Raw genomic sequence first — 1,040 nt, forward strand, 5'->3', positions numbered from 1 at the left:
TCGGGAGTGTGAAATCCGTATGACCGCTTTGTCAATGACCGCAGATGGCAGTTCGTCGCCTCGACTCGAGCGTTGCTCATCTGACACGTGACCGCGTTGTAGATTTGCACCTCTCGTTTACGGATACTCGGCGCCAAGGTGCGAATCTCGGGTATATCGCAGGCCTCTGCCTTCCTCAACCAGCGCCGCAACGGCGCCCAACATGAGGAGTACGCACCTGAAAGTATGTGCCTTATTTCTTCTTTCATCTGATACGCACGGGCCAGCACACTGTTGGCATCGGCGACCACGATGGACTGCAGCCGCTCTTGACTCTCGGTGAGGTTGTCAGGATTCTTCAACAACGCCCACCTCAATCGGCCGCGTTCCACCTTTGACAAGCCAGCTATCCGGCTCATCACCCGAGACCGGCATCGATCCAGCGCCTGATTGACCCACTGCAGCACATGAAATGGGTCCATACACCAGTACGCTCCCGGCGCCCGCTCGGCGAGGACCGCACCGATGTACTCGGCGCCATCAGCACTGATGTGGGTGATCTCGCCGGCTCGCACATCACCCAGTTCATCGAAGAACCGCTCGATGGTCGCCTTCTTGGCGCCCTCACCAGCCCACACCAGTTGCCCTGTGTCATGGTTGACCACGACGACCAAGTACCGGCGGCCCTTGCGATAGGCGATCTCATCGATACCGATGCGCCGCAACCCGTTCAAGCGTTTGGTGAGTCCGACATGATCGTCGACCACACGCTCGACGATACGAGACACCGTCCGCCAGGAGACCCGCAGGTAGGCGCTCACCGCGGTCATCGGGGCGTGCGCACACATCCACGCGACGGTGTCGTCAAACGCCCTGGTCATCTTCACTTCCGGACGTGCCCACGGAACCAACTCAGTCTTCACACCATGGCGAGGGCACCGCACACGCGTCGCGGGCAGCTCGAGGAAACACCGCCAGCCGCCCATATCCAGATGCCGCCACAACCGCGGTGCCGGCGGCTGATCGTAACCCGGGCAGCGCTTCTTGCACTGCGGACACCG

The 1,040-nt window shown here is 61.0% G+C and carries 1 protein-coding gene; it reads right to left on the bottom strand.

Annotated elements, in window-relative coordinates:
• The coding region (locus tag FFS52_RS23570) for an ISL3 family transposase (protein WP_212743755.1) at positions 1-1,040 on the bottom strand (1,040 nt) is incomplete at both ends.

The organism is Gordonia sp. ALPHA1B1, from assembly GCF_005502615.1.
In the GTDB taxonomy this organism is placed as follows: Bacteria; Actinomycetota; Actinomycetes; order Mycobacteriales; family Mycobacteriaceae; genus Gordonia; species Gordonia hongkongensis.